This is a genomic window from Sphingopyxis sp. LARHCG72 (assembly GCF_052871675.1).
In genome coordinates this window covers 419,236-444,003 of sequence record NZ_JBIXJU010000002.1, presented here as the reverse complement: position 1 = coordinate 444,003, position 24,768 = coordinate 419,236, and the positions used below count along the sequence as shown (strand labels likewise).

General features: G+C 67.2%; 23 protein-coding genes and 2 tRNA genes. 20 read left to right on the top strand and 5 right to left on the bottom strand.

Annotated elements, in window-relative coordinates; genetic code table 11:
- Positions 1 to 57: 57 nt before the first annotated feature.
- Entirely contained in the window at positions 58 to 552 is a 495-nt protein-coding gene (locus ACIPPQ_RS07190) for an NAD(P)H-dependent oxidoreductase (protein WP_446543448.1), read from the bottom strand.
- Positions 553 to 617: 65 nt separating this feature from the next.
- Between ACIPPQ_RS07190 and ACIPPQ_RS07185 the strand changes: the two genes are divergently transcribed.
- The 7 genes from ACIPPQ_RS07185 (at position 618) to ACIPPQ_RS07155 (ending at position 7,498) form a co-directional block, all read left to right on the top strand.
- Positions 618 to 2,579: an alkyl/aryl-sulfatase gene (locus ACIPPQ_RS07185; protein ID WP_446543447.1), complete on the top strand. Its 1,962-nt coding sequence runs from the start codon at positions 618 to 620 to the stop codon at positions 2,577 to 2,579.
- A gap of 25 nt (positions 2,580 to 2,604) precedes the next feature.
- A complete protein-coding gene (locus tag ACIPPQ_RS07180; RefSeq protein WP_446543446.1) occupies positions 2,605 to 3,135 on the top strand; it encodes a PH domain-containing protein in 531 nt (176 codons plus the stop codon).
- A complete protein-coding gene (locus tag ACIPPQ_RS07175) occupies positions 3,132 to 4,658 on the top strand; it encodes a PH domain-containing protein (protein WP_446543445.1) in 1,527 nt (508 codons plus the stop codon). The genes ACIPPQ_RS07180 and ACIPPQ_RS07175 overlap by 4 nt, the downstream gene beginning before the upstream one ends.
- Positions 4,655 to 6,433 (top strand): single-stranded-DNA-specific exonuclease RecJ, encoded by a 1,779-nt coding sequence (recJ, locus tag ACIPPQ_RS07170; protein ID WP_446543444.1) that lies wholly within the window; start codon positions 4,655 to 4,657, stop codon positions 6,431 to 6,433. Before ACIPPQ_RS07175 ends, recJ begins: the two co-directional genes overlap by 4 nt.
- Before the next feature lie 92 nt (positions 6,434 to 6,525).
- Positions 6,526 to 6,601 (top strand) — tRNA-Glu (locus tag ACIPPQ_RS07165).
- 51 nt (positions 6,602 to 6,652) lie between these two features.
- A tRNA-Glu gene (locus ACIPPQ_RS07160) sits at positions 6,653 to 6,727 on the top strand.
- A gap of 117 nt (positions 6,728 to 6,844) precedes the next feature.
- Positions 6,845 to 7,498 carry a response regulator transcription factor gene (locus ACIPPQ_RS07155; RefSeq protein WP_446543443.1) on the top strand — a complete coding sequence of 218 codons (654 nt, stop codon included), beginning with the start codon at positions 6,845 to 6,847 and terminating at the stop codon, positions 7,496 to 7,498.
- Between the two features lie 202 nt (positions 7,499 to 7,700).
- Here the strand turns inward: ACIPPQ_RS07155 and ACIPPQ_RS07150 are convergent, their stop codons facing one another.
- Positions 7,701 to 8,750: an ACP S-malonyltransferase gene (locus ACIPPQ_RS07150; RefSeq protein ID WP_446543442.1), complete on the bottom strand. Its 1,050-nt coding sequence runs from the start codon at positions 8,748 to 8,750 to the stop codon at positions 7,701 to 7,703.
- Complete coding sequence (locus ACIPPQ_RS07145; protein WP_446543441.1) at positions 8,747 to 10,948, bottom strand: thiamine pyrophosphate-dependent enzyme; 2,202 nt, start codon at positions 10,946 to 10,948, stop codon at positions 8,747 to 8,749. The genes ACIPPQ_RS07150 and ACIPPQ_RS07145 overlap by 4 nt, the downstream gene beginning before the upstream one ends.
- A gap of 166 nt (positions 10,949 to 11,114) precedes the next feature.
- Here ACIPPQ_RS07145 and ACIPPQ_RS07140 point away from each other — a divergent pair, with 166 nt between their 5' ends.
- Genes ACIPPQ_RS07140 through ACIPPQ_RS07105 form a run of 8 tightly spaced genes read left to right on the top strand, consistent with a single transcriptional unit; the run spans position 11,115 to position 18,399 of the window.
- Positions 11,115 to 11,825, top strand: a complete 711-nt coding sequence (locus tag ACIPPQ_RS07140) for a DUF4129 domain-containing protein (RefSeq protein WP_446543440.1) — start codon at positions 11,115 to 11,117, stop codon at positions 11,823 to 11,825.
- On the top strand, positions 11,822 to 13,054 hold the full coding sequence (locus ACIPPQ_RS07135; protein ID WP_446543439.1) for a DUF4350 domain-containing protein: 1,233 nt from the start codon (positions 11,822 to 11,824) through the stop codon (positions 13,052 to 13,054). Before ACIPPQ_RS07140 ends, ACIPPQ_RS07135 begins: the two co-directional genes overlap by 4 nt.
- On the top strand, positions 13,044 to 14,006 hold the full coding sequence (locus ACIPPQ_RS07130; protein WP_446543438.1) for an AAA family ATPase: 963 nt from the start codon (positions 13,044 to 13,046) through the stop codon (positions 14,004 to 14,006). Before ACIPPQ_RS07135 ends, ACIPPQ_RS07130 begins: the two co-directional genes overlap by 11 nt.
- Positions 14,003 to 15,319, top strand: a complete 1,317-nt coding sequence (locus ACIPPQ_RS07125; protein WP_446543437.1) for a DUF58 domain-containing protein — start codon at positions 14,003 to 14,005, stop codon at positions 15,317 to 15,319. Before ACIPPQ_RS07130 ends, ACIPPQ_RS07125 begins: the two co-directional genes overlap by 4 nt.
- Entirely contained in the window at positions 15,319 to 16,356 is a 1,038-nt protein-coding gene (locus tag ACIPPQ_RS07120) for a stage II sporulation protein M (RefSeq protein WP_446543531.1), read from the top strand. The genes ACIPPQ_RS07125 and ACIPPQ_RS07120 overlap by 1 nt, the downstream gene beginning before the upstream one ends.
- The gene (locus tag ACIPPQ_RS07115; RefSeq protein ID WP_446543436.1) at positions 16,353 to 17,222 is read left to right on the top strand and encodes an RDD family protein; all 870 of its coding nucleotides are present in this window, start codon (positions 16,353 to 16,355) and stop codon (positions 17,220 to 17,222) included. The genes ACIPPQ_RS07120 and ACIPPQ_RS07115 overlap by 4 nt, the downstream gene beginning before the upstream one ends.
- A complete protein-coding gene (locus tag ACIPPQ_RS07110; protein ID WP_446543435.1) occupies positions 17,209 to 17,895 on the top strand; it encodes a nitroreductase in 687 nt (228 codons plus the stop codon). The genes ACIPPQ_RS07115 and ACIPPQ_RS07110 overlap by 14 nt, the downstream gene beginning before the upstream one ends.
- 3 nt (positions 17,896 to 17,898) lie before the next feature.
- Positions 17,899 to 18,399, top strand: coding sequence for a hypothetical protein (locus ACIPPQ_RS07105; RefSeq protein WP_446543434.1), 501 nt, complete (start codon positions 17,899 to 17,901; stop codon positions 18,397 to 18,399).
- A 12-nt stretch (positions 18,400 to 18,411) separates the two neighbouring features.
- On the opposite strand, the gene ACIPPQ_RS07100 is transcribed toward ACIPPQ_RS07105, so the two are convergent.
- A complete protein-coding gene (locus ACIPPQ_RS07100) occupies positions 18,412 to 18,846 on the bottom strand; it encodes a hypothetical protein (RefSeq protein ID WP_446543433.1) in 435 nt (144 codons plus the stop codon).
- Positions 18,847 to 18,953: 107 nt separating this feature from the next.
- On the opposite strand from ACIPPQ_RS07100, the gene gyrB reads away from it, so the two are divergent.
- Both gyrB and ACIPPQ_RS07090 read left to right on the top strand, forming a co-directional pair.
- Complete coding sequence (gyrB, locus tag ACIPPQ_RS07095; RefSeq protein WP_446543432.1) at positions 18,954 to 21,500, top strand: DNA topoisomerase (ATP-hydrolyzing) subunit B; 2,547 nt, start codon at positions 18,954 to 18,956, stop codon at positions 21,498 to 21,500.
- Between the two features lie 151 nt (positions 21,501 to 21,651).
- Entirely contained in the window at positions 21,652 to 22,047 is a 396-nt protein-coding gene (locus tag ACIPPQ_RS07090; protein ID WP_446543431.1) for a septal ring lytic transglycosylase RlpA family protein, read from the top strand.
- A 2-nt stretch (positions 22,048 to 22,049) separates the two neighbouring features.
- On the opposite strand, the gene ACIPPQ_RS07085 is transcribed toward ACIPPQ_RS07090, so the two are convergent.
- Positions 22,050 to 22,979 (bottom strand): glutaminase, encoded by a 930-nt coding sequence (locus ACIPPQ_RS07085; protein ID WP_446543430.1) that lies wholly within the window; start codon positions 22,977 to 22,979, stop codon positions 22,050 to 22,052.
- 100 nt (positions 22,980 to 23,079) lie between these two features.
- Between ACIPPQ_RS07085 and ACIPPQ_RS07080 the strand changes: the two genes are divergently transcribed.
- From ACIPPQ_RS07080 to ACIPPQ_RS07070, 3 genes are read left to right on the top strand one after another with little or no spacing between them, the layout of a single operon-like run.
- Positions 23,080 to 23,553, top strand: coding sequence for a VOC family protein (locus ACIPPQ_RS07080; RefSeq protein WP_446543429.1), 474 nt, complete (start codon positions 23,080 to 23,082; stop codon positions 23,551 to 23,553).
- Positions 23,550 to 23,876 (top strand): ArsR/SmtB family transcription factor, encoded by a 327-nt coding sequence (locus tag ACIPPQ_RS07075; protein WP_446543428.1) that lies wholly within the window; start codon positions 23,550 to 23,552, stop codon positions 23,874 to 23,876. The genes ACIPPQ_RS07080 and ACIPPQ_RS07075 overlap by 4 nt, the downstream gene beginning before the upstream one ends.
- Positions 23,873 to 24,340, top strand: coding sequence for an SRPBCC domain-containing protein (locus ACIPPQ_RS07070; protein WP_446543427.1), 468 nt, complete (start codon positions 23,873 to 23,875; stop codon positions 24,338 to 24,340). The genes ACIPPQ_RS07075 and ACIPPQ_RS07070 overlap by 4 nt, the downstream gene beginning before the upstream one ends.
- Positions 24,341 to 24,768 lie beyond the last annotated feature (428 nt).

The following is a 24,768-nucleotide window of genomic DNA, read 5'->3' as shown; positions in this document are numbered from 1 at the left end:
GCGCGATCCTTGCTGTATTATATGTGCAATACAGTAAGGATCGCGATGACCCGCAGCTCAGAAGATTCCCGCCGCAAGACCTTCGGCGAGGGCCGCGCCCAGGTCACGCGCCGCCGCGAGCCGATCCGCGGGGATCGTCTTGGGCGCGACGATCGCCTCAGGCGTCTGCGCGGCGGTGTTCACGATGACCGGATCGGCGACACGCTTCAGCCGCCAGCCGGTCGCGATGCGGTCGAGCTGGCGCTGGGCGTTTTCGCCGTCCGAGCCCGCGCAGATGATCGTCGCATAGGGCCGGCCTTCGAGTTTCCCGAGGCAAGGATAATAGCAGCGGTCGAACATCTCCTTCATCGCACCCGACAGCGCGGCGAGATTTTCGGGGCCGACGAAAAGATAGCCGCCCGCGGCTTGCAGCGCCTCCGGCGTGACGTCGTTCGCAGCGAAGAGCCTCGCCATCGCGGCACCTTCGGCACCTTCGGCAGCAGCGCGCGCAAGTGCCTCGCTGCCGCCGGTGCGGCTGTGCCAGGCGATCAGGAGGTGCGGCGCGGCGGTCATGCCCCGATGCTTGCCAAGCACCGGCCCGCGGCGCAAGCTGCCCCGAAACATGGGGGAGACATGATATGCGCCGACTGACCGCCCTGCTGCTTGCCGGCACCCTGCCCTTTGCCGCCGCCGCGCAGGATGTCGCGAGCGAGGCGACGCGCGCGGCCCAGGCCGAAATCGCCAAACGCCTGCCGCTGGGCGATCCGCGCGACGAAGCCAATGTGATGCGCGGAAAACTGGCGGAGATCCCGGGGGGCGTGATCATGGGTAAGGACGGCAAGACGGTGTGGGACCGTCGGCCCTACGCCTTCCTCGATGCCAAGGAGTCGCCCGATACGGTGAACCCGTCGCTGTGGCGGCAGGCGCGGCTCAACGCGGTGCACGGATTGTTCGAGGTCGTGCCGGGCAAGATCTGGCAGGTGCGCGGTTATGACATCTCGGTGATGACGATCATCCGCGGCAAGAGCGGGTGGATCGTCGTCGATCCGCTGCTCTCCGAAGAGGCGGCCGCGGCGAGCTGGAAGCTGTTTGCAGATACGGTCGAAGCGAAATCGGGCAAGCTGCCGATCCGGGCGGTGATCTTTTCGCACAGCCACAGCGACCATTTCGGCGGCGTCGGCGGCATCGTGACCCCCGAGCAAGTCAAGGCGCAGAATATCCGCGTCATCGCGCCGCACGGCTTTTCGGAGGAAGCGACGTCGGAAAATGTGCTCGCCGGCACCGCGATGGGGCGGCGCGCGCTCTATATGTTCGGATCGATCCTGCCGCCCGGACCCGCGGGACAGGTCGACACCGGGCTGGGGCCGAAATTGTCGTCGGGCACGATCGGCTATATGGAGCCGACCGAGACGGTCGGCGCGAAGGGCGGCACGCTGACGATCGACGGGCTGGCATTCGATTTCCTCGACGCGGGCGGGACCGAGGCGCCGTCGGAGTTCGTCTTCTACATCCCCGCCTACAAGGCGCTGCACACGACCGAGGTCGTCACGCACACGCTGCACAATGTGCTCACCCTTCGCGGTGCGCAGGTGCGCGATGCGCTGCACTGGTCGAAGGTGATCGACGCCGCGCTCCTCCGCTGGGGCGGCAAGGCCGAGGTCGCGCTGGCGTCGCACCACTGGCCGACATGGGGCGCGGGCGAGGTTTCGGCGCTGCTGACCAGCCAGCGCGACATCTATCGTTATGTCCACGACCGCACCTTGTTCCTCGCCAACCGCGGCGCGACGCTGCACGAGCTCGCCGACGTCACCCCCGAAGCGCCGGGACAGGGACAAGACTTCGCCTCGCGCGGCTATTATGGCACGGTCAATCACGACATGAAGGCGACCTATCAGCGCTATTTCGGCTGGTGGGACGGCAACCCCGCGAATTTCAACCCGCTGCCCCCCGAAGCGAGCGCACCCAAATATGTCGCGCTGGCGGGCGGTGCCGACAAATTGCTCGCGGCGGGCACGGCAGCGATCGCGGCAGGCGAGTATCGCTGGGCGGCTGAACTGCTCAACAAGCTCGTGTTCGCACAGCCGGATAACAAAAACGCCCGCGCGGCGCTCGCGTCGGCCTATGATCAGCTCGGCTATCAGGCCGAGTCGGGCGCATGGCGGAATTACTATCTCGCCGCCGCCGCCAGCTTGCGCGGCACCGCGATCGAAAGCCTGTCGGGGAACGGGCAAAGCCGGTCGTTCGTCAGCGCGATCCCGACCGCGGTCTTTTTCGACGCGCTCGCGACGCGTTTCGACGCCGCGAAGGGCGCCGCGCTCAAAGGCACGTTCCAGTTCGTGCTGCCCGACAGCAAGGAAACCATCGCGATCGTCGTCGGCGGCGGGGTCGAAGTGCCGCGATACGGGGTGACCGACGCCGCGCCGACCGCGACGGTGACGCTCGACCGCAAGACGCTCGACGATGTGATGCTGGGACAGGCGCAGTTCCCGGCGCTGCTCCAGTCGGGCGCGATCCGGATCGACGGCGACCGCATGGCATTCCTGTCGTGGTTCGCGCTGCATCCTCCCGCCGACCCGCGCTTCAATGTTGTTGTCCCCTGAGCGCTTAACCGACTAACGGAGGATCATGACCGAAACCCCCACTGCGCACCCGACAGACCCCTTCGACGCCGATGCACTGGGCGGCGCCGAGGGGCTCGACCCGGTCGATCCGGCCTATGCACAGGTGCTGCGCATCGCGACGGCGCTCAACCTGATCCCGCTGGCGATCGGCGCGAGCATCTTCGATGCGCTGCTGATCCGGCATATCGAGGGGCCATATGGGCTGATCACCGCAGCGGCGTGGCTGATCGCCATCATCGTCATCGCCACCTTCCCTTCAAGGCGCGTGTCGCGTTGGGGATACCGGATCGGCGAAGGGCAGCTGCGCGTCGCACGCGGCTGGCTGTTCCGCACCGACACGATCGTGCCCTTCGTGCGCGTCCAGCATATCGACGTGGGGCAAGGACCGATCGAACGCTGGTTCGGGCTGTCGCACCTGATCGTCCATACCTCGGGAACGCACAACAGCACGGTGACGCTGCCGGGGCTGCCCAGCGACCTTGCCGCCGCGATGCGCGAGACGATCCGCCGCCATATCCAGACCGATTTCGCATGAGCGACATCGCGGCAGCGATCCCCGCCAGCGAAGGCGAGCCGGACTGGCAGCGGCTGCACCCCGCGACGCTCGCGCTCGCCATCGTCAAGCTCGGGCCGCGCTCGCTGCAGTTCCTGCCCGCGGTCGCCGCGCTCGGCTTTACCGGCAACTGGATCTGGATCGTTCCCGCGGTCGGCGCTTTCCTCCTCATCTCGCTACTCGCAGCGTGGTTCCAGTGGCTGCGTTTCCGCTTCCTTGTCGGCGACGACGAGGTGGTGATCGAAAGCGGCGTCTTTGCGCGCCAGCATCGCACGATCCCGTTCGATCGCATCCAGGACGTGAGCATCGAACAGGGACTCGTCTCACGCGCGCTCGGCATCGCCAAGGTCGGGTTCGAAACCGGTGCGGGCGGCAAGGAGAATGACGCGAGCCTCGATGCGATCGCGCTGGGTGCCGCACAGGCGCTGCGCACGACGATCCGCGCGCATCGCAGCGGCGAAGCAGCACCGGTCGCGGCGTCCGATCCTTCCGGTGCGACCGGTGCGGTACCGGTCGCCGAAGACCGGCTGCTCTTCGCGATGACGCCGCGCCAGCTGCTGGTCGCGGGGCTGTTCAATTTCTCACTCGCGGCGCTCGCCGTCGTCGGCGCGGGCATGCAGTTTTTCGACGACCTGCTGCCTTTCGACTTCAACGTCTTCAACCCCGGCGACTGGATCGACCTTGCCGAACAATATGGGCTCGACCAATGGGTGATCGCGCACCGCTGGATCGCCGGCGTCGGCGCGGGCATCTCGCTCCTCTTCATCGGTTTTGCGAGCGGGATCGCGACGATGTTCTTTGCGAACTGGGATTTCCGCCTGACGCGCGAACCGCGCACACTGCGCCGCACCCGCGGCCTCACCACGCGCACCGACGTCGCGGTGCCGGTGAAGCGCGTGCAGGCGGCGATCCTCGTTACCGGCTGGTTCCGCCAGCGCTTCGGCTGGCACGAACTGCGCCTTCAGAGCCTTGCGAGCGACGGTGGGAAGGAAAATGATCACCAGGTCGTTCCCTTTGCGCAGCTCGACGCGATCGACCCGGTGCTCGCCGAAGTCGCGATTCTGCGCCCCGATGCCGGTCAGGCGTGGCAGCATAGCCACCGCATCGTCGCGCTGGGGCCCATCGTCGGCGCAGCCTGCGCAACGATCGGCGGCGGCGTGGCGCTGTATCTCGGCAACGAGGTCGGCTGGCTCGCTCTTGTCGCGGCGCCGCTTATCGCGCTGATCGCGCTGTGGGCCGCGCGCTTCCATCGCTGGGCCGATCTCGGCGAGCAGGTCGCGATCCGGCGCGGCGCGTGGAAACCCAAGCTGACCTTGCTCCCGCACGCATCGGTGCAGAGCGTCGACCTCAGGACCGACTTCATCCTGCGCCCGCTGGGCCTCGCGACGCTGGTCTTCGGCGTGCCGGGCGGCAGTTCGCTTGCGACGCACGAGATTCCCGCGATCCCCGCCGCCACGGCGCGCGACCTGCGCACCCGCATCCTTGCCGCGAGGGCGCGGCGATGAGCGACGCAAGCAGCCTCGCCTTGGGCATTGTGCATTCGATCAAGGGCCAGCCGTGGCACTGGCGGCGCGCGAGCGCCGACATGGCGTCCGAAAATCTCGCCCCCGACGACCTTGTCACCCAATTGCTGCTCGCGCGCGGGGTAACGCGCGACGACCTCGACCGACAGCGGACGCCGACCTTGCGGGGCTTCATGCCCGACCCGTCGCTGTTCCGCGACATGGACGCCGCCGCAGCGCGGCTCGCCGATGCGGTTGAGCGCAAGGAAGCGGTGACGATCTTCGGCGATTATGACGTCGACGGCGCGACTTCGGCGGCGTTGCTCGTGCGGCTGCTGCGCGGGCTCGGGCTGCCCGCGGGCGCCTATATCCCCGACCGGCTGATGGAGGGCTATGGCCCGTCGGGCGCGGCGCTGGTCAAGATCGGCGAGGCGGGGTCGAAGCTCGTCGTCACCGTCGATTGCGGCGCGCAGGCGTTCGACGCGATTTCAGAAGCGAAGGCCGCCGGGGTCGAGGTGATCGTCGTCGACCACCACCAATGCGCGACAACTCTCCCCGAGGCGCTCGCGCTCGTCAACCCGAACCGGCTCGACGAGGAGCCCGACGCGGCGATCCACGGCAATCTCGCCGCGGTCGGGGTCGCCTTCCTGCTCGGCGCCGCGCTGCTCCGCACCTTGCGCGCGCGCGGTTTTTTCGCGGGCCGCGACGAACCCGCGCTGATCGACCTGCTCGACCTCGTCGCGCTCGGCACCGTCGCCGACGTCGCGCGCCTGACAGGCTTCAACCGCGCGCTGGTGACACAGGGGCTGAAGGTGATGGCGCGGCGCGGCAACACGGGGCTCGCTGCGCTGATGGACGCCGCGCGGCTGACCAAGCCGCCAACGGCAAGCGACATGGGCTTTGCGCTCGGGCCGCGGATCAACGCCGGCGGGCGCGTCGGCAAGTCCGACCTTGGCGTGCGATTGCTGACCACCTCGGACCCGCAGGAAGCCGCGGACATCGCGGTCGAACTCAACCGGCTGAACGAGGAACGCCGCGCGATCGAGGCGGCGGTTCTCGAACAGGCGATCGATGCGAGCGCCGCATGCGGCAATGCGCCGGTCGCGATCGTCGCGGGGCAAGGCTGGCACCCCGGGGTGATCGGCATCGTCGCCGGGCGCCTCAAGGAACGCCTCCACCGCCCCGCGATCGTCATCGCGGTTGACGAGGACGGCGTCGGCAAGGGATCGGGCCGCTCGATTTCAGGCGTCGACCTCGGCGCCGCGATCCTCGCCGCGAAGGAGACCGGCCTGCTCGTCGCGGGCGGCGGTCATGCGATGGCGGCTGGGCTGACCGTCGCCGCGGACAAGGTCGACGCGCTCGGCATCTTCCTCAACGACCGGCTCGCCGCCGACGTCGAGCGCGCGAGCGGCGACAAGTCGCTGCTGATCGACGCGGTGCTCGCGCCGCGCGGCATCAATCCCCTGTGGTGCGACGCGATCGAGAGCGCGGGCCCCTATGGCGCCGGCTGGCCCGCGCCGCGCGTCGCGACGGGGCCGGTGCGAATCGTCGAATCGGGAATCGTCGGCACCGACCATGTCCGACTGATCGTGTCGGGCGACGATGGCGCGCGGTTCAAGGCGGTTGCCTTCCGCAGCGCCGAAACCGAACTGGGGCAAGCGCTGCTCCACGCACGCGGCGGGCGCAAGCTATGGCTCGCGGGCCGCGCGAAACGCGACGATTGGGGCAGCCGCCCGGCGGCCGAGCTCCATCTCGAGGATGCCGCCTGGGCCGATTGATTTGCCGCTGCGCAACATTTTTGCGTGCGACCCCGCCGCCACGCTTGACCGCGCCGAAACGCCCGTCTAAGGCGCCCGCTCACCGATCAGACGGCCCCTTCGTCTAGCGGTCTAGGACGTCGCCCTTTCACGGCGAAAACACGGGTTCGAGTCCCGTAGGGGTCACCATCGGCACGGCGCGCGGTCGGCGCGCCCCTTCACGACATTTCCGACCCACAAGGCCCCTTCGTCTAGCGGTCAGGACGCGGCCCTCTCACGGCTGAAACACGGGTTCGATTCCCGTAGGGGTCACCAATATTCGCGCATCGCCGCCGTCGTGCAGACGGTCCCGACCGCGAAGTGCTCCGAAATGACGCCGTTGCCGAGCCTTTCGCGCTGTTCCCGTGCGGCCCATGCGGGCAGCACAGCCGGGTGACCGACACCGGGGGCCATATCCATCTTGTCCTGCCCGACGCGACCGAGCGCGCGGCCTGTTTCCGTACGCTGGCGGCGGGGACCGGGCGCGTCGTGCGCAGCTTCGCCAGCGCCGACGCGTGGATCGAGGCCGAAGGTGGAGATTCGTGTTCCATCCTCCTCTTTCACTGGCGCCAGCCGGGCGCGACCGATGGCGCTGCGCTGCTGGATCGCGCTGTAGCGCGGCCCGGCGTCGTGGTCTTCGTCGCCGCCGAACAGCTCAGCATCGCCGAATCGCGCGCGATCCTGTGTGGCGGCGCGCGCGACCTGCTGCCCGCCCCCCTCGACCCGCGGCTCGTCCGCCGGACGGTCGATGCGGCGCTCGCGGAATGGCACCTGCGTCAGGCCATGCTCGACCGGCATCGCGAGGCCGAGGCGCGGCTGGCGGCGCTGACCCCGCGCGAACGCGCCGTCCTCGACGCGATTGCGGCGGGACTCGGCAACAAGGCGATCGCGCGCCGGCTCGAACTCAGCCCGCGCACGGTCGAAGTGCACCGCGCGAACATCATGCGCCGCGCCGGCGCGGGCAATGTCGCCGAGCTGCTGCGGCTGCAGTTCATCGCCGAATTCGCGCGCGACGTGCCGGCAAGACAGGTCCGTTTCGGTGCATGATCGCAGCGAAGCGCGGCCGGGGTCCGGTCCATGCGCCTATAAGGGATATGAACGGCGTACCGCTCCTGAGTTGGTCCCCATGGGCGCTGCCGTTCATCCGTACGGGGTCAACCCCACCTGACCTTGTGCAAACGACAGGGCCGGCAAGGAATGTTCCTTCCTTGCCGGCCCTCTTGTTGTCCGCCGTTACACCTTCCCGCGCCTATTTTGCGACAACCAGCGCGCGCTGTTCGGCACGGCCCATCGACAGCAGGATCGGGTCGGCCGCCTGCCGCGCGGCAAAGTCGGCCTTGCCCGCAATCCCCTGCCACCCGATGCCGATCAGCGACTGCGCGATCGCGCCGCCGAGCGTGTCGCCGGGGCCGGGCAGGATGATGACTTCAGGGGCGAATTCCCGGACCGCGACCTGTACCGACAGTGCAAAATCATAAGGCGCAAGAATCTGATGGCCGAAGGTGTAGTCCCACATCGTGGCCGGATCGCTCGCATGGCGGCGCCAGATATTCCCGCGGCCGTCGACCAGTGGCAGCGCGGGGCGGCCGAACAGCGAATGCGGCAGTTCCGCCTTCGCCTTGTCCGAACTGCCGAACATCAGCGGGGTGTGGAAGGGGCCGTGACCCGCGAGGCGGAGCGGATCACGCCCCGGGGTCGGCGGCGCGTCGGCAAGAAGCGCGGCAAGGCCCTCTTCATTGCCCGCGAGCACGAGCATCCCGGCAAGGTCGATCGACAGCGCGAGCGCGTGGCCGGGGCGCGATGCGATATCGGCGACAAGGCCGAGCAGCTTGTCACGCAGGCCCGGCACCGGACGCCAGTCGTCGTCGACGACCTGCAGCAATATCTGCCCGCCGGGGCCGTGCGTCTGGCTGTTGAGCCCCATGGCATTGCTGATGCGAAACCCGTCCTCGGCCGACACCGCACCGCCCAGCGCCAGCGCGCTGTACCAGCCCATCGAATTGCCCGCGACCGCAACGACGTCATATTTGTCACGATCGATGCTCAGCCAGTCGAGCACCGTCGCCGTGTAGATCAGCGGCGCGGCGACATCGCCGCGCATATGCGTCGCTACGCTGAAGCGCTCGGCACCGTCGAGCTCGCTGACCGTCGGCTGGCCGCGCTCGCGGCGCTGCGCGTCGAAATCGGCGATCAGCGTGCCGAAGCGCGCGCCGTGCAGCCGCGCGATGCTGCCCAGCTCGCCCTTGCCATAGGTGCCGCGGCCGGGCGCGACGACGAGCGCGGTCTTGCGCGCGCTCATGCCAGGAGCTCCTTGGCGGCCGCATAGATCGAATCGCGGCTCGGCAGGGTCAGCGTCGCCGCCCTCCCCAGCGGGATGAAACTGTCGTCGGCGGCGATCCGCGCGAGCTTCTTTCCGGGCGTGCGTTCGACGAAGGTCGCCATCAGCGCTTCGCTCTGCGATCCGGTGATGCGGCATTCGTCGACGATCAGGATGCGTTTCGCGTCGCCGACCGCCGCGACGAGCTTGCCCTCATCGACCGGCCCCAGCCAGCGCAGGTCGATCACGCGCGCTTTCACGCCGTCGGCGGCGAGCAATTTTTCGGCCTGCCGCGAAAGATAATATCCGTTGCCATAGGTGACGATGGCAAGGTCGGTACCGTTGCCATACACGCCGACGTCGCCGAGGCGGATCGGCGTCCCCGCGCCCGGCGCTTCGTAGGCACTGGTCCACAGACCATCGCCCTCTTCGTGCAGGTCGCGCGTCATATAAAGCGCGATCGGTTCGACGAAGACGACGACGCGTTGTTCCTCACGCGCGAGCCGCACGCATTCGCGGAGCATCGCGACCGCATCGCGGCCGTTCGACGGCACCGCGAGGATCACGCCCGGAATGTCGCGGAAGACCGCGAGGCTGTTGTCATTGTGGAAATGGCCGCCGAAGCCCTTCTGGTAACCGAGCCCCGCGATGCGGATCACCATCGGGTTGGTATATTGGCCATCGGAGAAGAAGCTCAGCGTCGCCGCCTCGCCGCGGATCTGGTCCTCGGCATTGTGGACATAGGCGAGGAACTGGATTTCGGGCATCGGCACGAAACCATTATGCGCCATACCGATCGCGAGTCCGAGGATCGCCTGTTCGTCGAGCAAAGTGTTGACGACGCGCGCCGATCCGAAGCGCTGGTGGAGCTTGGCCGTGACATTGTAAACGCCCCCCTTCGGCCCGACATCCTCGCCCGCGACGACGATTTCCTCATGCGCGAGCATCAGGTCGGCGAGCGCCCACGAGAGGAGCCGCGCCATGTGCATCGGCTTGTCCATCTGGCCCGCGTCGCTGCCGAACATCGCCTTGCGATCCTCGTCCGACGGCGTGTTGGCGCGCGACACCTCGCGCTTCGGCGGGACGAGGCTTGCCATCACATGCGCCGGAGTCGTGATTTTCGGGCGCAGGATCGCGGCCTCGGCCTGCCGCGCGAGCGTCGCACCGATATCTTCATAGGCGTCGGCGATTTCGGCGGGCGACATCCAGCCATGCTCGGCCATCAGCGCCGCGCCCGCGAGCAGCGGGTCGCGTGCCTCGTCGGCCTCGATCAGCGCCTTGGGCAGGTAGGCGCCCTGCACGTCCGAGCCGGCATGGCCATAAAGCCGCACCGTCGCCATATGGAGGAACACCGGCTTGCGGTATCGGCGCGCATAGTCGGCCGCCTCGGCGGCGCCGGCATAGGCCGAGACGAGGTCGGTGCCGTCGCACTTGATATAGTGCAGCCCCGCACGGTGGCGGAACTGCGCCTCGATCCAGCCTGTCGGCGTGCGCGTCGAAATGCCGATGCCATTGTCTTCGCACAGGAAGATCAGCGGCATCGGCGAGCCCTGGAACGCCGCCCAGCCCGCGGTGTTGAACGCGCCCTGCGCGGTCGAGTGGTTCGCCGAGGCATCGCCGAAACTCGTCAGCACGACCGCGTCGTCGGGAAGCGGCAGCCCGGTCATGCCGAGCCGGCGCGCGATGCCGATCGAGAAGGCGGCGCCGACCGCTTTGGGCAGGTGCGAGGCGATCGTCGAAGTTTGCGGCGGGATATTGAGCGGCTTCGAGCCGATCACCTTGTGCCGCCCGCCCGAGATCGGGTCTTCGGACGAAGCCGCGAAGCTCAGCAGCATGTCCCATGTCGGCGTCCCGCCCGGAAGCTGGCGCGCGCGGTGGAGCTGGAACGCGTTCGAACGATAGTGGAGGAACGCCATGTCGGTGACGCGGAGCGCCCCGGCGACTGCGGCATTGCCCTCGTGCCCCGACGAACCGATCGTGTAGAATCCTTCGCCGCGCGCCTGCAGGTGACGCGACAGCCGGTCCATCTGGCGGCTCGTGAGCTGCGACAGGAAGATGTCGGTCGCTTGGCCGCGCGACAGGCCGGCGACCGCGGGGTCGGGCGCGTCGGCGCGGTCGGGCAATCTGCCCTCGGCCAGCGCTGCCAAGAATTTCTCATGTACCGCCTGCGCCGCGTCCACCTGTCTCTCCTGTCGCGCGGCCTGCGGTTACACATGTAACGACCCGGCCGGTTTTGCCGCGCGCTAGAACGGGGCCGTTCGGCGCGCAAGCATCTCTTGCCTTGGCGCGCCGCCTCGCGCTACCACCATTCCCGATGAACGACCGGGGCTGGGCCATCTTTTCAACATGATATCCTTGTGGATCGCCCAGGCGTCGGCCGCGACCGACACGTCCGGCGCCGACGGTAGTCAGGGCTGGCTGCTCGATCCCGAACTCGGCGATCCGGGCTATGGCCAGACCATCGCCAGCGGCGAGATCCAGACCGCCTTTCCGCCGCCCCCGCCGCCCCCTCCGCCGACCCCCGAATGGATGCGATCGCTGTTCGACGCGATCGGCCGGTTTTTCGAGTGGAGCGCGCCCGCCGCCAAGCCGCTGATGTGGATCGCGGTCGCGGCGCTCGTGCTGTTTCTCCTCTATCACTTCGTCCCCGCCTTTGCGCAGTGGGTCGACAAGCTGCGTTCCGGCCGCAAGGCGGGCGATGCCGATGCGGCGGACCATGTCGGGCAGGCCGAAGCGGGCGCCGCGCGCGCGCTGCTCGGCGAAGCCGACGCGCTCGCCGCCGAAGGGCGCTTTGCCGAGGCGGTGCATCTGCTGCTCTACCGCAGCGTCGAGGATATCGACGGGCGCCGTCCCGGCCTCGTCAAACCCGCGATGACCTCGCGCGACCTCGCCGAGGCGGAGGGCCTGCCGTCGGTCGCGCGGGGCGCCTTCAGCCGCATCGCGCGCGCGGTCGAGATCAGCCTGTTCGGCGGGCGTTCGATCGATGCCGGGGCGTGGCAACAGTGCCGCGCCGCCTATGCCGAGCTGACCGTCGCGAAGAACTGGGCGCGCGTATGAGCAGCGCGGCCGACGATCATGGCTTCAACCCGCGGCTGATCGCCGCGGTGGTGACGATCGGCGTGATCGCCTTCATCGCGCTCTGGGCGCTAATCGCCTTGGGGCCGCAGATCAGCAGCGGCAACGACGGCGGCGGCCATGCGCTGTCGAAGGCGGCGCCGGGCTATGCCGGGATCGTCGACCTTGCCGAGCGCGCGGGCGCCGGAGTCGAGCTGCGCCGCCGTGTCGAGGCGGCGCGTTACGACGACCATGGCCCCTTGCTCGTGCTGACCCCCACGCACCGCACCCGCGCGCCCGAGATCGCCGAACTGATCGATGCCGATGGCCGCACGCCGGTCCTGGTTGTGCTGCCGAAATGGCAGACGATGGCGGTTCCCGGCCAGACGCCGAAGCCCGGCTGGGTCAGCGCGGGCATCGCCGTCAAGCCGCCCGCAAAAATGTTGCCCCCTGCCCATTTCGGGACGCTCGAAATCAAGACGGCGCCGAGCAAGGCGCAGCCGGTGCCCGCCAACATCACCGGCCATGTCTTCACCGTTCTGCTGCCCGACAATGTGCAGACCGTGACGGGTGAAAATCTCGAAACGCTGATCGCGGGGCCGGGCGGCGGCGCGGTGCTGGCGCAGGTCGGCGACCGCGACCTATATATCCTCGCCGACCCCGACCTGATCAACAATTTCGCCTTTGCTTCGAGCGACAAGGCCCGCGCGGGCGTCACGCTGGTCGATGCGCTCGCCGAATATGCGGACGCCGACGGGCTGGCCTTCGATGTGACGCTCAACGGTTTCGGCGGCCAGCGCTCGCTGCTCCGCTTCGCGTTCGTCCCGCCCTTTATCGGTATCACGCTCTGCCTGATCGCGGCGGGGCTGTTCGCGCTGTGGCAGGCGTGGATGCGCTTCGGCCCGGCGACCCGGCCCGGACGCGCGATCCCGGTATCGAAGGCGGCGCTGATCGCGAACAGCGCCGACCTGATCAAACAGGCAAGGCGCGAGCTCGACGGTGCCGACGCCTATGTAAAGAGCCAGCGCACTGCGATCGCGCGGCGGCTGCACGCGCCCGCCGGACTCGACGACGAAGCAACCGATCGCTGGATCGACAAGCATCTGCGCGCCGGCAGCGACCTCTTCTCCTCGCTCGCGCGGCGCCTGCCGCTCGCGCGCAATACGCATGAATTTCTCGGCGACGCACAGGCGTTGCACGACATCAGGAAGGATCTACTTCGTGACAGCTAATATCGAGAGCGTCCAGGCGCTGGGCGCCGCGATCGAGGGCGAGGTCGCCAAGGTCGTGTTCGGGCAAGGACCGCTCACCCGCATGGTGACGATCGCGCTGCTCGCGGGCGGCCATGTCCTGCTCGAAGGCCCGCCGGGTACGGCGAAGACGCTGCTCGCGCAGGCCTTTGCGCGCGCGACGGGGCTCGGCTTCGGGCGCATCCAGTTCACCCCCGACCTGATGCCCGGCGACATATTGGGGTCGAACCTGTTCAACTTCCAGACGTCGAGCTTCACCCTCACTAAGGGGCCGATCTTCACCGAGCTGCTGCTCGCCGACGAAATCAACCGCACCCCGCCCAAGACGCAGGCCGCGTTGCTCGAAGCGATGCAGGAACGGCGCGTGACGATCAACGGCGAGCCGCATGCGATGAGCCCGCGCTTCACCGTGCTCGCGACGCAGAACCCGATCGAACAGCAAGGCGTCTATCCGCTGCCCGAGGCGCAGCTCGACCGCTTCCTGTTCAAGCTGGTCGTCGATTATCCCGACGCCGCCGAGGAACGCCGCATCGTCGCCGATCATGGCGGGCGCTTCAAAAGCCCCGCAGTCGCCGATTTCGGGGTGACCGAGGTCGCCAATGCGAAAACGATCGAGGCCGCGATCGATACTATCGCGACGGTGCGGCTCGCCGAAGAGATCGTCGATTATATCGTCCGCCTCGTCCGCGCGACACGCGAGAGCGCCGACCTTGAATGCGGCGCAAGCCCGCGCGCCGCGACCCTGCTGGCGCGTGCGGCGTGCGCAGCGGCGGCGCTCGACGGACGCGACTATGTCATTCCCGACGACATCCAGCGCCTCGCCGCGGGCGTCCTGCGCCACCGCGTGATCCTGTCGGCCGCCGCCGAGATCGAGGGCCGCAATGTCGAACAGGTCGTCGCGGCGCTGCTCGAACGCGAGGAGGTGCCGCGTTGATCTACCCGACGCGCCGCGCGATCTACCTGCTGCTCGCGGGCGCCCCGATGGCGCTCGCGCTCGGGCTGATCCGGCCCGAGCTGTGGCTCGTTGCGCCCGGCTGGATCGGGGTCATCCTCGCCTGCCTGATCGTCGACACGATCGCGGGGGCGAATCCGCGCCACCTCAGCCTCGACGCGCGTTTTCCGCATCAGGTCGGGGTCGGCGACCCGTTCGACCTGTCGCTGGCCGCGACCGGCGCCGCGGTGCCGCCGCGCGCCGAGATCGCGCTCGCGCTCGACGAACGGCTCGCCGAGGGCGGGCGGCTGGCGGGCGACATGCGCAAGGTCGCCGACGGCGACATTCTGACCCGCACGCTGTCACTCACCGCCTCGCGACGCGGGCAGGCGCGGATCGAGGCGCTGTGGATTCGCTGGGCCGGGCCGCTTGGGCTCGTCTGGAAGCAGCGGACATTTGCCATCGACGGCGCGATCCACGTCGTCCCCAGCCTGCGCGCGGTGACCGACGAGGGCAGCCGGGTGTTCCAGCGCAACAGCTGGTTCGGCCTGCGCCAGCAACGCTTTCGCGGCGAAGGCACCGAATATGAATCGCTCGCCGAATATCAGCCGGGGATGGATCGCCGCGCGATCGACTGGAACGCGTCGGCGCGCCACGTCAAACTGCTCGCCAAGGAATATCGCGTCGAACGCGACAACCGCGTCGTCCTCGCGATCGACAGCGGGCGTACGATGGCCGAGCCCGTCGGCGGCATGCCGCGCGTGGACCGCGCAGTGTCGGCGGCGCTGCTGCTCGCCTATGTCGGGCTGAAAATCAACGACCGGATCAGCTTGTTCTCCTTTGCCGCGAAGCCGCACGCGCTGACCCCCGCCTATATGCACACGCAGGATTTCCCGGCGCTGCAGCGCGCGGCGAGCCTGATCGACTATGCGCATGTCGAAAGCAATTTTACCCTCGCGCTCATGACGCTCAGCGCGCAGCTCAACCGCCGATCGCTGATCATTCTCTTCACCGAATTCACCGACGCGACGAGCGCCGACCTGATGATCCGTGCCGCTGGACGGCTGGTGAAAAAGCATCGCCTGCTGTTCGTCGTGATCCGCGACGAAGAGGTCGAGAGCGAGGAGCGGCGCCGCCCCGAAAGCGCCGCCGACGTCACCCGCTCGAACGTGGCCGCGGCGATGCTGCGCGACCGCCAGCTCGTCATCGCGCGCCTTCAGCGGCTCGGCGCCGATGTGATCGAGGTGCCCGCCGACGCGATGGGAGCGAGCGCGGTCGAGGCCTATCTGGGCATCAAACGGCAGGGCAGCCTGTGATCCCGCCCGCCGCCTCCACGCGTGCGATCGACGCGCCGAGCTTTTCGACGAGCCGCTTTCGCGCCGAGCGCGAGGCCGACTGGATCGCGTTCGACCTGCTGCTCACCCGGCTCGAAAAGAAGGGCGCGGCGGCGCTGACCAGCGACGAGCTGCTGCAATTGCCCCTGCTCTATCGCGCCACCCTGTCGTCGCTGTCGATCGCGCGCGCGACGAGCCTCGACAAGGCGCTGCTCGACCATCTCGAAGCGCTGTCGATCCGCGGCTATTTCCTCGTCTATGGCGTCCGCGAGAGCCGCTGGAACCGGCTGCGCCGCTTCTTCCTCTACGACTGGCCTGCCGCGGTGCGCTCGGTATGGAAGGAGACGGTGATCATTTCGCTGATCATCCTGCTCGGCGCGCTGACCAGCTACTCGCTCGTCACGAGCAACCCCGAATGGTATTTTAATTTCGTCGACGAAGAGATGTCAGGCGGACGCGACCCGCGCGCAACCGCCGAATTTCTCCAGTCGACACTGGGGCACGGCAAGGCGGCGGCGGACAAGGGCGAAAGCGGGCTGCACGTCTTCGCCACCTATTTGTTCACCCACAACAGCCAGGTGTCGATCCTGTCCTTCGCGCTCGGCTTCGCCTTCGGTATCCCGACGATGATGCTCGAATATTATCAGGGGATCGGGCTCGGCGCGATGATGGCGGTCTTTTCCGCCAAGGGGCTCGGTTTCGATTTCGGCGGCTGGCTGTTCATTCACGGCACCACCGAATTATTCGCCGCCGCGCTGTCGGGCGCCGCAGGGCTGCGTATCGGCAGCGCCGTCGTCTTCCCCGGCGCGCGCGGGCGGTTGCAGGCGGCCGCCGACGCGGGACGCACGGCGGGCAAGGTGATGGTCGGTGTCATCCTGATGCTGTTCGCCGCCGGGCTGCTCGAAGGTTTCGGGCGCCAGCTGATCACCGACACGATGCTGCGCTATGCCATCGGATCGCTGATGCTGCTGTTTTGGCTCGCCTATTATTACATCCCCCGGCGCGAGGATGTGACATGACCGCCGCAGCCGCCAACGCGAAATCGCGCGCCGCGCGCGCGAAGAAGATTCGCCAGTTCGTCACCCCCGAGGGCGTCGACCTCGAGCTGAAGATCGCGAGCGCGGGATTGCGTTTCGGCGCGCTGCTGATCGACATGATCCTGATCCAGCTCGCGCTGCTCCTGTTCTGGTTGCTGATGCTGTGGATCGGGGTCGCCGCGCAGTCGGATGTCACCGAGGTGATCTGGATGCTCGGCGCTTTCCTGCTCCGCACCTTCTGGTTCATCGGGTTCGAGCTGGGGTCGCGCGCCGCAACGCCGGGCAAGAGACTGATGGGCATCCGTGTCGTCGCGCGCGACGGCGGCCGCCTGACCGCCGACGCCGTGGTCGCGCGCAACCTGATCCGCGAACTCGAGCTGTTCCTGCCGTTGATGATGCTGGGGGCCGGCGTGGCGCAGGACAGCGTGTCGGGGTGGATCATGCTCGCGGGCGTGCTCTGGTCGCTGACGCTCAGCCTGTTCCTGCTGTTCAATCGCGACCGGATGCGGATGGGCGACCTGATCGCGGGGACGTGGGTGGTGATGGCGCAGCGCGTCAAACTCGACACCGACATCGCGGTCGATGCGGCAGGCGACGCGATGACGTTCAGCGAGGAAGAACTTGCGGTCTACGGCATTTTCGAGCTGCAGGAACTCGAGCGTGTCTTGCGCGGCCGCGATCCGCGCGCGATGCGCGACGTCGCCGACGCGATCCGCGCCAAGATCGGGCGGTCCGTCACCGAAGAGGATGACGTCTTCCTGCTTTCCTATTACCGCCAATTGAAAGCCCGGCTCGAACGCAAATTGCTGTTCGGGAAACGGCGAGAGGATAAATATGCCAGCGACTGACACCAGCGTTACCGACGCCCTGCACGCGCGCCGTTCGGTGCGCGCCTTTACCGACAAACCCGTCGACCCGGCGCTGCTCAAGCAGATTTTCGCCGCGGCACAGCGCGCGCCGTCGGGGGGCAATCTCCAGCCCTGGCAGGCGACGGTGCTGACCGGCGAACCCTGGCAAGCAGTGAAGGATGCGGTCGCCGCGCGCATCGCGATGGGCCGCGAGGGTTATGAACCCGAATATGACATCTATCCCAAGGGGCTGATCGAACCCTGGACCGATCGGCGTTTCGGCGTCGGCGAGGCGCTCTACGCCTCGCTCGGCATCCCGCGCGAGGACAAGGCGGGGCGGCTCGCTCGGTTCATGGACAATTACCGGGGTTTCGACGCACCGGTGATGCTTTTCCTCCACTGCTCGCGCATCATGGGGCCGCCGCAATGGTCGGACATGGGCATGTGGCTGCAATCGGTGATGCTGCTGCTCGTCGAAGCCGGGCTCGCAAGCTGCCCGCAGGAATGCTGGGCAATGTACGGAGCGACGGTGCGCCGCACGCTGGCGCTGGACGACGGGCAGATCTTGTTCACCGGGCTGGCGATCGGTCATGCCGATACCGATGCGGCGGTGAACCAGTGGGCGGTGCCGCGCGTATCGCTCGACGAAGTGATTGATTGGCAGGGATTTTAGACGATGATGAGCAAGGGTTTTCGCTATGGCGCCGCGGGCGCGCTGATGCTCGTCGTCGCAGGGTGCGCCGCCATCCCGCAGCCCGAGGCTCCGCCGCCCGCGCCGCGCCCGGTTGCCCCGGCGCCGACACCCGCGCCGCTGCCGACGCCGTCGTCAGGCTGGGAGGATCGCGCGGTCGATGCTGGCGCGTGGCGTTATGACGCGGGTAGCCGCACCGCGGCGTTCGTCCCGACGGGAAGCTCGAACCCGTTGCTCAGCATGACGTGCAGCGGCGGCGGCATCCGGATGACCTCTGCGCTATCGGGCAATGTCAGCCTGCGCACGAGCGCGGGAACCGACCAGATCCGCTTCGACGGCGGTAGCGCGAGCATGGCCAACCGCGACCCGCGGCTCGACCGCATCGCCTTCAGTCGCGGGCGCTTCGCGCTCGAAACGCCGGGCGGCGGCGCAATGACGCTGCCGGTGCAATCCGAAATCGGCCGTGTGATCGAGGATTGCCGGTAGGCAGCCGGCCGTTCAGCCGCCGAGCTGGACCGTCCCGCCCTTGATCCAGCCCCAGCGGCACGGCCCCTGATATTCGCGCGCGTTCTGCACCGACTTGCCGACGCCGCACATATCGGGATCGGTACCGGGCGCGGCGAAGACGACGCCGAACCAGGTGTCGTTCTCGGCCGCTTCGCACAGCGACACATTCGCGCCGCCCGCGAGCTTCGCCTTGATCGCGCGCGTTTCGCCGGGCGCCCAATAGACGTCGGTGCCGCCCACTTTGACGCGGCTGATGCTCGAACAGGCGGGCAGGCTCGGCCCTTCGGTGCCGATCATCACCGCGCGGGTCGCAAGGGGTTCGCCGGCAACCGCGGGCGCGTTTTCGGCAGGCGGAGCGGGCTGGCTGCACGCGGAGAGCGAGGCGATGAGAAGGGCGGCGGCGGGAAAGACGAGACGATGTTTCATGCCTGCGAAACTAGCCGCCGCGGCGCGCGCACGCAACGCTCGTTGCTACAGCCGCGAGAGCCGCATTTTCGCTTGGGTTTTTGCGCCTTCGACCCTATATAATCGATATGACGGACACGCCTGAAAATAACGCGCCGAGCGCGCCTTCCAACCAGCCCAACACCAACGCCTATGGCGCCGATTCGATCAAGGTTCTCAAGGGCCTCGACGCGGTGCGCAAGCGCCCGGGGATGTATATCGGCGACACCGACGACGGGTCGGGCCTGCATCACATGGTGTTCGAGGTTTCGGACAATGCGATCGACGAAGCGCTCGCCGGGCATTGCGACCTCGTCCTGATCACGCTGAACAGCGACGGATCGGTGAGTGTCGAGGATAATGGCCGCGGCATCCCGACCGGCATCCACGCCGAGGAAGGCATTTCGGCGGCCGAGGTCATCATGACCCAGCTCCACGCCGGCGGGAAGTTCGAGAACACCAGCGACGACAACGCCTACAAGGTGTCGGGCGGTCTCCATGGCGTCGGCGTCTCGGTCGTCAATGCGCTTTCGGAATGGCTCGAGCTCACGATCTGGCGCGACGGCGAAGAGCATTGGATGCGCTTCGAACATGGCGATTCGGTCGCGCCGCTCAAGGTCAACGGCCCTGCGCCCGCGGGCAAGAAGGGCACGCGCGTCACCTTCTTCGCGTCGACCGACACGTTCAAGAATGTCACAGAATTCGATTTCGAGAAGCTCGAGCATCGCTACCGCGAGCTCGCCTTCCTGAACTCGGGCGTCCGCATCAAGCTCGTCGACGCGCGCCATGCCGAGCATGTCAGCCACGACCTGTTCTACGAGGGCGGAATCGCCGCGTTCGTCAAATATCTCGACCGCAACAAGAATGCGCTGCTGCCCGATCCGATCGCGATCAGCAGCGAGCGCGACGGCATCGGCATCGACGTCGCACTCGAGTGGAACGACAGCTATTACGAAAATGTCCTCTGCTTCACGAACAACATCCCGCAGCGCGACGGCGGCACGCACCTCGCGGCGTTCCGCGCCGCGCTGACGCGTACGCTGAACGGCTATGGCGACAAATCGGGCATCCTGAAGAAGGAAAAGGTGTCGCTGACCGGTGAGGATATGCGGGAAGGGCTGACCGCGATCGTGTCGGTCAAGCTGCCCGATCCGAAGTTCAGCTCGCAGACCAAGGACAAGCTCGTGTCCTCCGAAGTCCGCCAGCCGCTCGAAAGCCTGATGGCCGACCGGATGACCGAATGGCTCGAGGAAAATCCGGCCTATGCGAAAGCGGTGATCCAGAAGGTCATCGACGCCGCCGCGGCGCGCGAAGCCGCGAAAAAGGCCCGCGAACTGACGCGGCGCAAGGGCGCGATGGACATCGCCTCGCTGCCCGGCAAACTCGCCGACTGTCAGGAACGCGACCCCACCAAGTGCGAACTCTTCCTCGTCGAGGGTGACTCGGCAGGCGGCAGCGCGAAGCAGGGCCGCGACCGGCATGTGCAGGCGATCCTGCCGCTGAAGGGCAAGATCCTGAACGTCGAGCGCGCGCGGTTCGACCGCATCATCTCGTCGAAGGAAGTCGGCACGCTGATCCAGGCGCTCGGCACCGGGATCCGCGACGAGTTCAACCTCGAAAAGCTGCGCTACCACAAGATCGTGATCATGACCGACGCCGACGTCGACGGCGCGCATATCCGCACGCTGCTGCTCACCTTCTTCTACCGCCAGATGCCCGAGATCATCGAAGGCGGCCATCTCTACATCGCCCAGCCGCCGCTCTACAAGGTCGCGAAGGGACGGAGCGAGGTGTATCTGAAGGATGACACGGCGCTCGAAAATTACCTTGTCGACGCCGGCATCGACGCGCTGCTGCTCGAAACGCCGGGCGGCGCACGTTCGGGACAGGACCTGCGCGGACTCATCGACCATGGCCGGCGCCTGCGCGCGCTGATGCGCTATGTGCCGCGCAACCTGAACCATGGACTGATTGAGGCGCTGGCGCTGACCGGCGCGCTCGACCCCGATCTCGACACCGCGGGACGCCACAGCGCGGCCGCGACCGCCGCAACCTGGCTCAACACCGCCGAGCGTGCGCTGACCGGCGGCGCCGAAGCCATATGGACCGTCGAGGCGGTCGAAGGCGGCGGCTACACGCTCGAACGCCGCTGGCGCGGGGTCAGCGACCATCATGCGATCGACGCCGCGTTCCTCGGCAGCCAGGAAGCCCGCCGGATGCACAAGCTCGCCGCCGAACAGGCCGACAGCTATGCCCGCCCGGCGCGGCTGGTGAAGGCGACCAGCGCGGCCGCCGAAGTCGAAACCGATGTGGCCGATGGCGAAGAGGCCGACCTGCCCGCGGCGACGAGCGCGAAGGCCAATCCGGTCACGCGGCCGTCCGAACTGCTCGAGGCGATCTTTGCGCACAGCCGCAAGGGGCTCGCGATCAGCCGCTACAAGGGGCTGGGCGAGATGAATGCCGAGCAACTGTGGGAAACGACGCTCGATCCCGCCAACCGTTCGCTGCTGCGCGTCGAGGCCGAACAGGCCGATGTCGCGCACGAAATCTTCGAACGGCTGATGGGCGACGAAGTCGAACCGCGGCGCGATTTCATTCAGACGAACGCGCTGTCGGTGGCGAATCTGGACGTATAGTTTCAGTTATTGTTCGGTTAAAACCGGACAAATCGCACATCCGGACGTAAAATCACTTCAGTCCAACGCGCGGCGGCTTGCCTTGGCAGGCCGCCGCTGCTTTTGGCCCCTCCTCTGACAAGGGGATGATGTCATGCGGGCCTTTTCTGCCATGATGATACCGCTTCTGCTGACGGTTTCGGCCGCGGCGCAGGAAGTCGAAGCCGTCGATCAAGCCGACCAGAGCGTCGCCGACATCGATGAAGAAACCGAAATCGGCGGCGGCATGGCGAGCTATTACGGCAACGAGCTCGCCGGCAATCGCACCGCGAGCGGCGAACGCTTCGATCCCGGCCAGCTCACCGCAGCGCACCGGTCGCTCCCCTTTGGCAGCATGGTACGCGTCACCAACACGTCGAACGGCGACAGCGTGATCGTCCGCATCAACGACCGCGGCCCCTTTGCGCACGGCCGCGTCATCGATGTCAGCCAGGCCGCCGCGCGCGAAATCGGCATGCACCGCAGCGGCACCGCGCGCGTAAAGCTGGCATTGCTCAGCGACGACTGAGGTCAGTCGAAGACCGACCAGCCCGCCGCATAGGCAAAATGTTCGAGCGCGACCGCGCCCGCGAGCGACGTCCCCGCTTCGTTAAGCGCGGGTGACCAGACCGCGATCGATCCCTGCCCCGGCGCGATGCAGAGAATCCCGCCGCCGACCCCACTCTTGCCCGGCAGGCCGACGCGAAAGGCGAACTCGCCCGAATTGTCGTAATGGCCGCAGAGCATCATGATCGCATTGATGCGCCGCGCGCGATGCGGTTCGATCAGCTGCTCGCCGGTGAGCGGGTCGCGCCCCTCCATCGCGAGGAACAGCCCGGCGCGCGCGAGCTGGCGGCACGACATCGCGATCGCGCATTGGCGGAAATAGACGCCGACCACCGTCTCGACCGGATGTTTCAGGTTTCCGAAGGCGTCCATGAAATGCGACAGGCTGCGGTTGCGCGCGCCGGTTTCGGATTCCGAAAAGGCAACGTCGAAGTCGATCCCGACGCTGTCGTCACCCGCCCGCGCGCGCATGAAATCGACGATCTCGTCCGCGACCGCATCGCCGCTGCGCCCGTCGATCAGCCGGTCGGTCGTCGCGATCGCGCCCGCGTTGATCAGCGGGTTGCGCGGGATGCCCTGCTCGCTTTCGAGCTGGACGATCGAATTAAACGCCGATCCCGACGGTTCGCGCCCGACGCTGTCCCACAGCGAACTGCCAACCCGCCTGAGCGCCATCGCCAGCGTGAACACCTTCGACACCGACTGGATCGAGAAAGACTCGTCGGCGTCGCCCGATGCATGGACGGTGCCGTCGGGGAGCGCGAGCGCAAAGCCGAGCTTGTTCGGATCGACCTTGGCCAGCGCGGGGATATAGTCGGCGACGCGGCCTTTCCCGAGGTGCGCGGCGGCCAGCGTCATCGCTTCGTCGATATGGATGCGGAGGTCATCGGTCATCGCGCAACTTTAGCATCTTCACGCACATCGACGAGTATTTTCATTTTTGTGAAAATATTCTATGAAGTGGAAATCAATCAGGCGACTCGGGAGAAGGAAGATGGTGGATCATCCGCGCGGCAAGGGGCTTTCGAGCGCCGTCAGCTACCAGGACAGCAAGGCGGCGTTCCGCTGGCTGGAGGAGGCGTTCGGGTTCGAGCCGCTGTTCGTGCTGCTCGATGCCGACGGCAACCTCGCCCATTCGGAAATGGAGTTCGGCAATTCGGCGATCATGGTCGGCAATGAATGGTCGGACGATCACAAAAGCCCGAAGTCGATCGGCGGCAAGAACACCCAGTCGGTGCACGTCCAGCTCGCCGTCGGCGACGATATCGACGCGCATTGCGAAAGGGCGCGCGCGGCGGGCGCCGAGATCATCGCCGAACCCGAAACCCAATTTTACGGCGACCGCAGCTACCGCGCGAAGGACCCCGAAGGCCATATCTGGACCTTCGGCGTGACGGTCGAGGAAAAGACCGCCGAACAATGGGACGCCGAGGGCGGCTTCACGACCAAGACGCGGCTCGACGATTGAGCGCCGCGCTCGACCGGATGCTGGGCGCGCTCGCCGACCCGAAACGGCGGCGCGCGATCGAACTGCTGGGCGAGCGCCCGCGCAGCGCGGGCGAACTCGCCGGCGAACTCGGCCTCGCACCCCCGGCGATGAGCCGCCATTTGCGCGCGCTGAAGGAAGGCGGGCTCGTCGAGGACGGCCATCCCGACTTCGACGCGCGGGTGCGCATCTATTCGCTGAAGGACGGCGCGACCGCCGAGCTCAAGCAATGGCTGGCCGAGACCGAGGCGCTATGGTCGCACCAGCTCGCGTCTTTCAAGCGCCATGTCGAGGACGGCGCATGACCGCTGCGGTGATCGTCGCCTTGCGTATCGGCGTGGCACCCGACGTCGCCTTTACTGCCTTCACGCGCGATATCGGGATGTGGTGGAAGAGCCATTCGCTGTTCCAACTGTCGCGAAAGGGCGACGGCACGTTGCGATTTGATCCGGAGGGACCGGGCGGACGGCTCGTTACCCGCTTCGACGACGGCAAGGAGTGGGAGATCGGCGCGGTGCATCATTGGCTGCCCGGCGAGCGGCTGGCGTTCGGATGGAGGCTCCCGAGTTTCAAGGCCGATCAGGCGACCGAGGTCGATGTGCGCTTCGAGGCCGTCGGCGCCGAAACCCGCGTGACGGTCGAGCATCGTGGCTGGGACAGCATCCCGCAGAAACATGTCGCGCGGCACGGGTTCGAGCTGATGCTGTTCCAGCGGCGGCTGGGCGAATATTGGCGGGGGTTGCTGAAAGGGATGGAAGCGGGGCTTTGAGCGAAAGCCGCTTAGGGGTGGAAAGTGGACGCTCCCATTCCTAAAAGGCAAGCCGATGAAAATGTTGCACTGCCCATACTGCGGAGACGCTTTGAGTCGTTCGCCGGAAGGTGATTTAATCTGCCAAAATAGCGGCATGGGCTTGAGCCGAGAGTTAGAGCGCCGATTGACCGAGGTTTTTTTGGCGGAGGAACGTGAGCCGAAACCGTCCCCATTCGACACGATGGACAAATGGCATTGTGCGGGGTGCGGTGAAAAACTCACTATCGGCGACGACGGCTTGGAGCGCTGCCCAAGTTGTAGCCGAACTATGGGTGAGTTCTCTTATCAACTCATCGAATTCCACCCGCATTGCTCGGCCTAACGTCCGCAACCGGTCGTGAGTAGACCATGAGAGAAGCATTGCGCGCGCGCGTATCCGGCCCCAC

Excerpts from the sequence above, each read along its gene's own strand:
- ACIPPQ_RS07190 (WP_446543448.1), bottom strand. The coding sequence starts at position 552 with ATGACCGCCGCGCCGCACCTCCTGATCGCCTGGCACAGCCGCACCGGC.
- ACIPPQ_RS07185 (WP_446543447.1), top strand. The coding sequence starts at position 618 with ATGCGCCGACTGACCGCCCTGCTGCTTGCCGGCACCCTGCCCTTTGCC.
- ACIPPQ_RS07180 (WP_446543446.1), top strand. The coding sequence starts at position 2,605 with ATGACCGAAACCCCCACTGCGCACCCGACAGACCCCTTCGACGCCGAT.
- ACIPPQ_RS07175 (WP_446543445.1), top strand. The coding sequence starts at position 3,132 with ATGAGCGACATCGCGGCAGCGATCCCCGCCAGCGAAGGCGAGCCGGAC.
- recJ (WP_446543444.1), top strand. The coding sequence starts at position 4,655 with ATGAGCGACGCAAGCAGCCTCGCCTTGGGCATTGTGCATTCGATCAAG.
- ACIPPQ_RS07150 (WP_446543442.1), bottom strand. The coding sequence starts at position 8,750 with ATGAGCGCGCGCAAGACCGCGCTCGTCGTCGCGCCCGGCCGCGGCACC.
- ACIPPQ_RS07140 (WP_446543440.1), top strand. The coding sequence starts at position 11,115 with ATGATATCCTTGTGGATCGCCCAGGCGTCGGCCGCGACCGACACGTCC.
- ACIPPQ_RS07135 (WP_446543439.1), top strand. The coding sequence starts at position 11,822 with ATGAGCAGCGCGGCCGACGATCATGGCTTCAACCCGCGGCTGATCGCC.
- ACIPPQ_RS07115 (WP_446543436.1), top strand. The coding sequence starts at position 16,353 with ATGACCGCCGCAGCCGCCAACGCGAAATCGCGCGCCGCGCGCGCGAAG.
- ACIPPQ_RS07110 (WP_446543435.1), top strand. The coding sequence starts at position 17,209 with ATGCCAGCGACTGACACCAGCGTTACCGACGCCCTGCACGCGCGCCGT.
- ACIPPQ_RS07105 (WP_446543434.1), top strand. The coding sequence starts at position 17,899 with ATGATGAGCAAGGGTTTTCGCTATGGCGCCGCGGGCGCGCTGATGCTC.
- ACIPPQ_RS07100 (WP_446543433.1), bottom strand. The coding sequence starts at position 18,846 with ATGAAACATCGTCTCGTCTTTCCCGCCGCCGCCCTTCTCATCGCCTCG.
- gyrB (WP_446543432.1), top strand. The coding sequence starts at position 18,954 with ATGACGGACACGCCTGAAAATAACGCGCCGAGCGCGCCTTCCAACCAG.
- ACIPPQ_RS07090 (WP_446543431.1), top strand. The coding sequence starts at position 21,652 with ATGATGATACCGCTTCTGCTGACGGTTTCGGCCGCGGCGCAGGAAGTC.
- ACIPPQ_RS07085 (WP_446543430.1), bottom strand. The coding sequence starts at position 22,979 with ATGACCGATGACCTCCGCATCCATATCGACGAAGCGATGACGCTGGCC.
- ACIPPQ_RS07080 (WP_446543429.1), top strand. The coding sequence starts at position 23,080 with ATGGTGGATCATCCGCGCGGCAAGGGGCTTTCGAGCGCCGTCAGCTAC.
- ACIPPQ_RS07070 (WP_446543427.1), top strand. The coding sequence starts at position 23,873 with ATGACCGCTGCGGTGATCGTCGCCTTGCGTATCGGCGTGGCACCCGAC.